The following is an 8935-nucleotide window of genomic DNA, read 5'->3' on the forward strand; positions in this document are numbered from 1 at the left end:
ATATGGACAAGTTTAAGAAACTGAAGTTATATGCTTTAAAGAAAAAAACGCACCAGATAGATAAGCACAATGGGCATTACACTAATTCAATGAGAGATATTCAAAACTTCATAGAAGGAGTGAAAGGTAGATCCATAATTGGGTTAAAATTTGAGAGAATATCAACCTGGCTTCATTGGGAATTTATGTTTAATTTCCTAAATAACGAAAAAATAGATTCTCATGGATTGGAATTGTCTACAATTTTTGCATTAGAGTCTGTTAATTGGGATTACTTCTTGGGCAAAGATGTTGAGAAATATAATGAATCCATCCAGTTTCATAAAGCGATAAAACACATGGCTCAAGCTTTGTTGTTAGGGTGGGATGAATTGGCCGTAAAATATGGACATCTGTTAATCAAGATGCTTTATGGCAAGCAGTACGAAGGCTGGCATCCAGCGTACAAGCATCCATGGTTTATGTTGGAAATCTTCTGTAAATGGCAAAAAATAGAGCTTGACTACAGCAAACTCAATTACCCTAAGGATATGGGCGTTTATATTGAAGCATTAAAGTGCTGGGATACAACAGATACTACATTGCTGGCAAAGATAATAAATGACCTTACGGACTTCCATATCGCAGAATCAGACGAGAATGAATATGAAGACCGTACTCCGGATTTTCCGTCATCGGATTACTTCATTTTTCCGATAGAAATGCTCTTATGGCTAAACATCCGCCAGAGGATCGGATTGCCAGACTATACACCAGACAACGAGTTGATGAATATGCCTATCAACAACTGGCATACCCAACAAACGGAGATTCCCCGAATAGAAATCATTGAGCGAGCAAAACAAAAATTACTGCAAGATTGTCCGGAAATTAGTTTTGAGTTGTAGTGTGACTTAGGGAGACGGATGACTACAGGCTATTCGTATTCCATTTCCTCGAAGGGGTTGATGTATGAGTGCCGAGAAGTATGTTCCCGAGAGAGTTTAGCTGTATTTTTATTTCAACGAGGAATTGCCCTGTAGAAGTCTTGAAATTTTGTTGGCGAAGAAAATAAAATTACTTCGCCAACAAAATATTTTTTCTTCGCGAAGAAAATTTCGGGCATTCAGCATCGGAGATAAAAGATTGTCCCTGAAGGTGTCTGGCCGGTTTGTGACAAAGGAGTAAAGCCTTCGCAGTTGCGAAGCCTCTCTTACAGCGAAACGGTCATCATGGGCGAACACATGTGTACTCGTATGGACAAGGTATTGGCAGTCAATTTCGATCCATTCGGTGCTTGTGCTTGCTGCAATGGATCGCCTTGTACAGCTCCCGTTATAGACTGGACCCATGTAACGGATAAGATTCGTCTGGGGGGAAATCTGCTTCTGCTCGAAAATAGTGAGTTACTCTGTTCGCTGGGTGGTCGGATCAGGATTTTCTACACATTGGCAGCCGCTTCGGCTGCCTGTGGTGCCTCACGCGAAGAAGAACGCAGTTTCTGGAGTAAGGCTATCGATTTCGGTAAAGGCTTGGGCAAAGGCCTTTGGAAAGGGCTCAAAGGTACAGTTACAGGCGTCATTGATCTGGGAATTTGGGCAGGCAAGCACTCGCTCCCATACATGTTACTCGATCCGGCCGGCTTCGCCGACCAGCTGAAGCAAGACGGCGAGATATTGAAGTCTCTTGGTAATCTGGCCGGTAAGGCGGGGACTTGGATGTATCGTAATTCTGCCGTAAATTTGCTGGCCAACCCTCAGGATTTTCTGGCAGCACAACAGGAGAACAGGGCCATGTTGGAAACCCTTGCCGACAAGGCCGCCAATATGAGTGCGGAGGAATGGGGTGATTTTGCCGGGCAGGTGCTATTCGAGGTGGGCACAGAGGTTGCCACCGCAGGAGGAGCCGCAGCTCTCACAGCCGTAAAAGTTGCCGACAAGGTGGTAGATGTAGCCAAAGCTTTGGATAAAGCAAAGGTGCCCAAGCTGAAAATGCCCGTGACAAATGCCCGCAAAAAAGGTAAGCCATTAAATTCTCCAGATATTGATAAATGGAAGAAGAAGGGTGGAAGAGTCGATGTATTAGATAACGGGACATGGCGTTATACAGATTGGGAAGGAAACGTTGTTGACTATGTGAATGGATATCCTGTCTTCAAACCTAAGGCAGAGTGTGAATATTGGAAAGCAAAAAGGGAATCATACAACGGATTATACAAATGCTATAGGAGGGTCTAAATTGGATCCTCCAAAAATTGATGGAACAACGTGGCATCATCACGAAGATGGTATGACAATGCAAGAAGTTAATTCTGACATACACGATAGATTTACTCACCGCGGTGGGGTTCCCAAAGCAAAGAAAGTCGCATTAGGCAGAAAAAAATGACATTTATGAAATTACAATTAATTGAAAAAGGAGCAATCGATAGTTACAAGATTATAGAGAATGAATTTAACATCTCACTACCGAAAGACTACAAAGAATTTCTGGCAAAAAATAATGGTGCAATTGTGCATGATGGTTATTTTTTTGTGGAAGATTTGGGCGAATTTATCCTAATGGATACTCTTTATGGAGTTAAGACAAAAAGTAGATCACAGGATATTATTTTTAAAAATCGGGAATACATTGATGATATTCCTAGTGAATCTATTCTCATTGGAAGAGACCTAGGAGGAGGGTGGTTGCTATTGATACATGACAAAGAAAATGACGGTATTTGGTATTATGATCATAGCTATTTTTTCAAACAATCCTCAGACGAACTTAACACATACTTTATCTGCGAAACTTTTGCTGAGTTTATGCAAATGCTTGAGAATACAGTACTGCCCGAGGATGAATGAATTTTTTGAATATCGACTTTTGAATAGGGATTTATGGCATAGAATTTGGTAATGTTAATGACCCTGGAGAGCAAATAAGCTGTGTTCCTCAAAAAGCTCATTAAATACTCCTAAATCTTCGTGTTTTTGAAGAAATTTATTGGTAACCCGCTTTTTTGCCGTCAATCCCTTTATTTATCGGGGTCTCCGCCCTGTCTCTTCCGCCCCTTTACTCAAGGCTTTTTAGTGATTAGAGAGGGCTTTCTTACGAATACGAAGGCCGGAATTTGAGTCAGGTAACCGACGAGCGAGGCAATGTCTTCCGCTTTCTGTTCGATGGGGAATATCGCCCCGTACAGCTTACCTATCCGAACGGGACCTACCGCCAATGGATGTACGATGCCCGGGGGTATTTGTCCGAGGAGCGCGACCCACGTGGCAATCACACCTTCTATCGTTCCGACGAAGCCGGCAACCTCCTCTGGATGCAGGAGGCCGACGGCAACGAACACCATTTCTCTTACGATACTTCGGGCAACCTCGTCCATGCCAAAGACCGGATTCGCGAGGTAAGCTTCCGCTACGGCAGTCTCGGCACCCTGCTGAGCCGGACGCAGAACGGGCGGACGGTTTGCTTCGAGTACGATACCGAGCTGCAGCTCACCGGCATTGCAAACGAAGGCGGAGAGCTCTACCGCTTCGCTTTGGACGGCCGCGGCGATGTGGTGGACGAATGGGGATTCGATGGTCTTCACCGCCATTACGAGCGCGACGGTGCCGGGCGTGTCTCCAAAGTGTTGCGCCCCGATGAACGGTGGAGCACTTATGAATACGACAGCGTGGGGCGTATTGTCGGGGAACGCCACAGCGACGGTACCGGTACGGCTTACAAGTATAACAAGGACGGTCTGCTTACGGCAGCCTTCAACGATTCGATCAAGATCGGGTTTGAGCGCGGTCAGGGCGGGCGTGTGCTGAAGGAAACGCAGGGCGAACATATGGTCGAGAGCGTTTACGATGCTTTCGGCAGCCGCATCCGTCTCAGCAGCGATTTGGGAGCCGATATAGCCTTGCAGTACGACACGGAGGGCCTACAGGCCGGAATGCAGTCCAAAGATTGGAGCATGTCCATCGGTCGCGATAAGAGTGGTTTGGAGATTCAGCGGGAGTTGAGCGGAGGGGTGAGTGTCACGACGGGCCGTGATATGCTCGGACGTGTCGTTCGCCGGGATATTCTCTCGGGCGGTCTCGAACAGAGCCGTATGCGTTATCACTGGAGTATGGGCAACCGCCTGCTTCGCAAGGTGAATGAACGCACGGGCGAAACTGTCCTTTTCGACTATGATCGGTGGGACAATCTCTTCCGTGCCGATTACAAGGGCGGCTCCGAGTTGGAGAGCATTTACAAGGCTCCTGACGCCATCGGCAATCTGTTCCGAACGGAAGAAAGAAAAGACCGCAAATACGGCAAAGGTGGAAGGTTGTTGGAGGACAAGAAGTTCTCCTACCATTACGATGGTGAGGGCAACCTTGTTCTGAAACAACGATTGAGACCCGACGAGACTTTAGCTCCGCTTTGGCAAGAGGGTGATTGGGCTTATGAATGGCAGGGCAACGGCATGCTCCGAAGTGTGAAGCGTCCCGATGGCGAAATGGTCAGTTTCGAGTACGATCCACTCGGTCGCCGTATCTCGAAGACATATAAAGAGAAGACTACCCGTTGGGTTTGGGATGGCAATGTTCCGTTGCATGAGTGGACGGAGGAAGAGAATGTAACGACATGGCTGTTTGAGGAGGGTACATTCATACCTGCGGCAAAGATAGTTGGCGATAAGTCCTACAGCATTATTACAGATTACTTAGGTACGCCGACTGAGATGTATACCTCTGATGGAGAAAAAACATGGTCGGCAGAATTGGATATATATGGCTCTGTTCGTAACTTTGCAGGGCGTTCTTTGAGCGATTGTCCGTTCAGGTATCAGGGGCAGTATGAGGATGAGGAGACGGGGCTTTATTACAACCGTTTCCGTTACTACTCGCCTGATGAGGGAATGTATATCTCGCAAGACCCTATAGGATTGGCAGGTGGAAATAAATTGTATGCTTATGTGTCCGATGTCAATGTCTTGATAGACCTATGGGGGTTATCAGTTATTGAGGGACAAGTTGGAGCATATGGAGATTTAGTCAATGCATCCGATCCATTTGATGGCTTTCAGATTCACCATATTCCACAAGATAAGCTTGGATATTTACCCAGAAAGGAAGGTATTGCTGTAGTTATGACAGATATAGACCATGCTGAGACTCGGACATTTAAGTCAAAAGGGAGAGCGACTGCAGCAATTGATAAGGATAGAGCATTTAAAGATGTTTTAAAAGACGATTTAATTGATCTACATAAGATAGGAGGGGGCAAATTTGATAGTTCCATCAAGCAAATTATAAAAGAATACGAAGATTTAGGTATGTTAAAAAAAGGAGAGCTATCTTTAAACAAGATAAAATCACACCATTAGAGTTTTTGATAAAGTTGAAAAAGGAATAAGGATTATGAGAAAAGAGTTTTTGGAATTACTAAAATTGGGAAGAATGCCAAATGAATCCATAGATGATGATGAATCTGTGGACAGTACTATCGCTTTATATGACTCTGTATTAGAAAACATAACTCTACCTATATCTTATGAAGAGGGAGAAATTTTGATAAGTCTATTTCCCGACAATGCTTTTTATGATTTACAATGGACTTTGCTTAAATTAGTAGAGTCATTGATTAAGAGTGTAGATAATAAAAAATATAGGACATTAATAAATCAGTGCCCAAGTGAAGAATGGAGAGATAGCTTGGCCGCTCGCTTTAACAATTGGCTGGAAAAACAAGGCAATATATCAAATTAATTTTTTGCAACGTAGTATTAAAAACTGCCGTTTTTTGTTGGAAATTACTTTTACGAAAAGCATCCCATAGCTTCGATTTCTTTCGGTTTGACTCCTCGCTACTAGTGTCGAGTAAATAAAAATATCTTACTCATACTTCGCAGCAAGCTGACGGGATAGTCTACTATAGCTGGGACCATGGAAAACACAAAATATATCTCTCGCATTAATGTTTTTTGATATTCCATATAAAAGGGCGTATTTCCAAGACCTACCAAGGCAAAACTACCCGTTGGGTTTGGGACGGCAATGTACCACTGCACGAGTGGATGGAGGAATCCGATGTAACCACGTGGCTGTTTGAGGAGGGTACATTCATACCTGCGGCAAAGATAGTTGGCGATAAATCATACAGCATTATTACAGACTACTTGGGTACGCCGACTGAAATGTATAACTCCAATGGAGAAAAAACATGGTCGGTAGAATTGGATATTTATGGCTCTGTTCGTAACTTTGCCGGGCGTTCTTTGAGCGATTGTCCGTTCAGGTATCAGGGACAGTATGAGGATGAGGAGACAGGGCTTTATTACAACCGTTTCCGGTATTATTCTCCTGATGAGGGAATGTATATCTCCCAAGACCCGATAAGATTAGCAGGTGGAAACCCTACGATTTATGGGTATGTGTTTGATAATAATTCGCAGGTGGATATTTTTGGGCTGGAGTGTTGGAGAACAGCTAAGAAAAATTATTGGAAGACGAAATATGCTGATGAAATGTTAAATCCAACAGGAAAATACTCTCCTAACAATTTAGCTTTAATGAAACGAGGAAATGCTCCTAAAATAAAAGTTGAAGTATCCGATGCTTTGGGAAATAAAAATATTGTTGATGTTCCTATTGAATTGCATCATACAAGTTTGCCTCAAAGGTTAGGTTCCTCTAAAGCCAATGAAGCATGGAATTTGACCGAAGTTACACCTTGGGGACATGCGAGCATGGATCCTTATAGAAATTTAGGAGATAATTTCAAATTAGTACGAATTATTAATGGCACAAATTCTTGGTGAAATGGAAACGAACAATATAATAAACGGACTAAAACATTTATCTGAAGGACTATTCCTACCCGAAGAATGGATTGATTGGTGGAGACAAAATGAAAAATTTGCAAAACAGTTTTTGTCGTCACGGTGGTATTTAAAGATAAAACCTAAGATGTCACAAGGTTTAATGGGTGCCACACTAATATCTCAATATGCGGCTCGTGAATACTTAAAATCTATAAATCAATCTTATAGCGAAAATTCACAAGTCGATTATATGGAAGGATGGAGAAACCAAATAGATGATATCTCCTTGAACTATGACAAAGTTGATATTATTGATTTTGAATTGAAATTTACCAAATTGAAGCAAAGTTACCCTAACTTGTTTGCTGTAATAAAAAAACACTTATTGAAAAGTGATGTTGTGGAAAATAATTTAACCGAAGAAAAATTAACTTCATCATTCTTTTATAAATTATTGCATAGTGATGTAATTACATTTTTTTATTGTGTTTCGCAATTAAAAATGGAAGGTATTCTTATTGATTTTGATATGTTAGAATTACGTGGAGAATATATTAAAATTGGGGAATTGTGGTTGAATAGTGATGGGGATGAGTTATATATCAGACCATATGAAGCTTCTGTATATTTTCATGATATAGGGAAAAATCAAATACATATTATAAATAAATCATTTAACTTATTTATTGAAAATGATTTGAGTCGTTTTGTATATGAAAATGCTTAGTCTTTTACTCTGTATAGATTGGTCTATCATAGATTTCGGTATTACGACCCAAATTCAGGGAATTATATCGGTCAAGACCCGATTTCTATTGTAGGCGGACTAAATACATATGCATACGTTCACGATTTTAGCACTTGGATTGACTCGTTTGGGTTGAGTTCTAACCCTATTATATTTACAAGTAGTAGCGGACAAACTCATCAAGTCAGTGGATATACAAATTTGAGTCATATGAGTGATGCCCAATTAAATGCACTCTATCATGCAAATAATAATGCTCCCAATGGAAAAGGATTTGGATTATCTGGTGTGGATAAACAAGGAAATACAATTGTACTTCATCATTATAAGCAAAATCCTAATGGAGATTTAATAGCTATGCCTGCCAAACATCACGATAAACCACATACAAATCCCGGACAACACCCATTTGGGAAGCAAAAAGGAACTGGATTAACACCTGATGAGCGAATTGCATTTAATAAATGGAAGCAAGAATATTGGAAAAGCCAAACCGAAGCGAAATTAAAAGCGAGAGGCAAAAAAATAGGTTGTCATTAATTTTGAAAATACGGATATGAAACAAGAAGTCATAAATAAATTGAATGTTTTCTTTCAGGAAAATCCCACTATGTTAGGGAAAGCGGCTACTAATGAACAAATCATAAATGCAGAAAAAGAACTTAATATTATAATGGATAAAGATTATAAAGAGTTTATTCAAAATTTCGGAGGTGCTTATGCTGGATTGGCGATTCATGCTTTTGTAAATGGGACATCAATAGGAAATGAAACAATAATTGATTTAACAAATAACGCTCGTAACCTTTTTAATGATGCCAATCTTTTCCCTGAAATTAATAAAAGTCTTGTAATTGCAGATGATGGTTCGGGCAATCCTATTGCTATTATGCCTAATGGCGAAGTAGTGCTATTTGACTACGATACAGAAGAAAAGCAGGAGCTTTCAAATTCCTTTGAAAAATTTATTGAAGAGAATTTTGTGGAATGGTAATCTTTATCCAAATCTGAAAAAGCATAAAACAATCCGCCTCATTCGATGTTTTTTTTCTCTGCCTTTGGCGAAACATTGGCGGGTGTTTTTTTTGTGGTTTTTTCACAAAAAAGAACAAAGACGAGTATATTTTCCTCGTCTTTTCTGTTTCAACGTAGAATTGCCTAGTCGGATTTCTTTGTAGAAGCACTGAAATTTTGTTGGCGAAGTAATTTTATTTTCTTCGCCAACAAAATATTTTTTCTTCGCGAAGAAAATTTTATACCTTTCCTCTAAAACGTATTTTGTGAGTTTGCTTACATTGCTGCTCAATCCCTCCCAAATTCGGTTGTTTGGGTGACTATAACACACGACTGTTGGCTCCGTGACGGTCGGTGTGTCTCGGAGATTGCGAATATAAGTATGTTACTTTCCTCTACAAGCTTGG

At 41.1% G+C, this 8935-nt stretch carries 9 protein-coding genes and 2 pseudogenes; all 11 read left to right on the forward strand.

The window, feature by feature from the left end:
* Positions 1-2: 2 nt before the first annotated feature.
* The 11 genes and pseudogenes from Tanf_RS11665 to Tanf_RS11705 all read left to right on the forward strand — a co-directional run bounded on the left by Tanf_RS11665 (position 3) and on the right by Tanf_RS11705 (position 8508).
* The gene (locus Tanf_RS11665; protein ID WP_046825998.1) at positions 3-887 is read left to right on the forward strand and encodes a hypothetical protein; all 885 of its coding nucleotides are present in this window, start codon (positions 3-5) and stop codon (positions 885-887) included.
* 237 nt (positions 888-1124) lie between these two features.
* Positions 1125-2216 carry a PAAR-like protein gene (locus tag Tanf_RS15385; protein WP_201774592.1) on the forward strand — a complete coding sequence of 364 codons (1092 nt, stop codon included), beginning with the start codon at positions 1125-1127 and terminating at the stop codon, positions 2214-2216.
* Positions 2119-2367, forward strand: a complete 249-nt coding sequence (locus Tanf_RS16190) for an HNH endonuclease (protein ID WP_074450116.1) — start codon at positions 2119-2121, stop codon at positions 2365-2367. Before Tanf_RS15385 ends, Tanf_RS16190 begins: the two co-directional genes overlap by 98 nt.
* Before the next feature lie 5 nt (positions 2368-2372).
* Positions 2373-2828, forward strand: a complete 456-nt coding sequence (locus Tanf_RS11675; RefSeq protein WP_046825999.1) for an SMI1/KNR4 family protein — start codon at positions 2373-2375, stop codon at positions 2826-2828.
* Between the two features lie 266 nt (positions 2829-3094).
* The gene (locus Tanf_RS11680) at positions 3095-5329 is read left to right on the forward strand and encodes an RHS repeat domain-containing protein (protein WP_080948638.1); all 2235 of its coding nucleotides are present in this window, start codon (positions 3095-3097) and stop codon (positions 5327-5329) included.
* A gap of 34 nt (positions 5330-5363) precedes the next feature.
* The gene (locus Tanf_RS11685) at positions 5364-5711 is read left to right on the forward strand and encodes a hypothetical protein (RefSeq protein ID WP_046825986.1); all 348 of its coding nucleotides are present in this window, start codon (positions 5364-5366) and stop codon (positions 5709-5711) included.
* A 236-nt stretch (positions 5712-5947) separates the two neighbouring features.
* A pseudogene (locus Tanf_RS16505) lies at positions 5948-6415 on the forward strand (RHS repeat-associated core domain-containing protein); the annotation flags it as partial.
* Between the two features lie 328 nt (positions 6416-6743).
* Positions 6744-7493: a hypothetical protein gene (locus Tanf_RS11695; RefSeq protein WP_087879758.1), complete on the forward strand. Its 750-nt coding sequence runs from the start codon at positions 6744-6746 to the stop codon at positions 7491-7493.
* Positions 7494-7511: 18 nt separating this feature from the next.
* Positions 7512-7637: pseudogene (locus Tanf_RS15840) on the forward strand (RHS repeat-associated core domain-containing protein); the annotation flags it as partial.
* 87 nt (positions 7638-7724) lie between these two features.
* Complete coding sequence (locus Tanf_RS15680; RefSeq protein WP_236684440.1) at positions 7725-8054, forward strand: HNH/ENDO VII family nuclease; 330 nt, start codon at positions 7725-7727, stop codon at positions 8052-8054.
* 16 nt (positions 8055-8070) lie between these two features.
* On the forward strand, positions 8071-8508 hold the full coding sequence (locus tag Tanf_RS11705) for an SMI1/KNR4 family protein (RefSeq protein ID WP_046825988.1): 438 nt from the start codon (positions 8071-8073) through the stop codon (positions 8506-8508).
* The last annotated feature ends 427 nt before the right edge of the window (positions 8509-8935 follow it).

The organism is Tannerella forsythia (assembly GCF_001006485.1).
GTDB lineage: Bacteria > Bacteroidota > Bacteroidia > Bacteroidales > Tannerellaceae > Tannerella > Tannerella forsythia.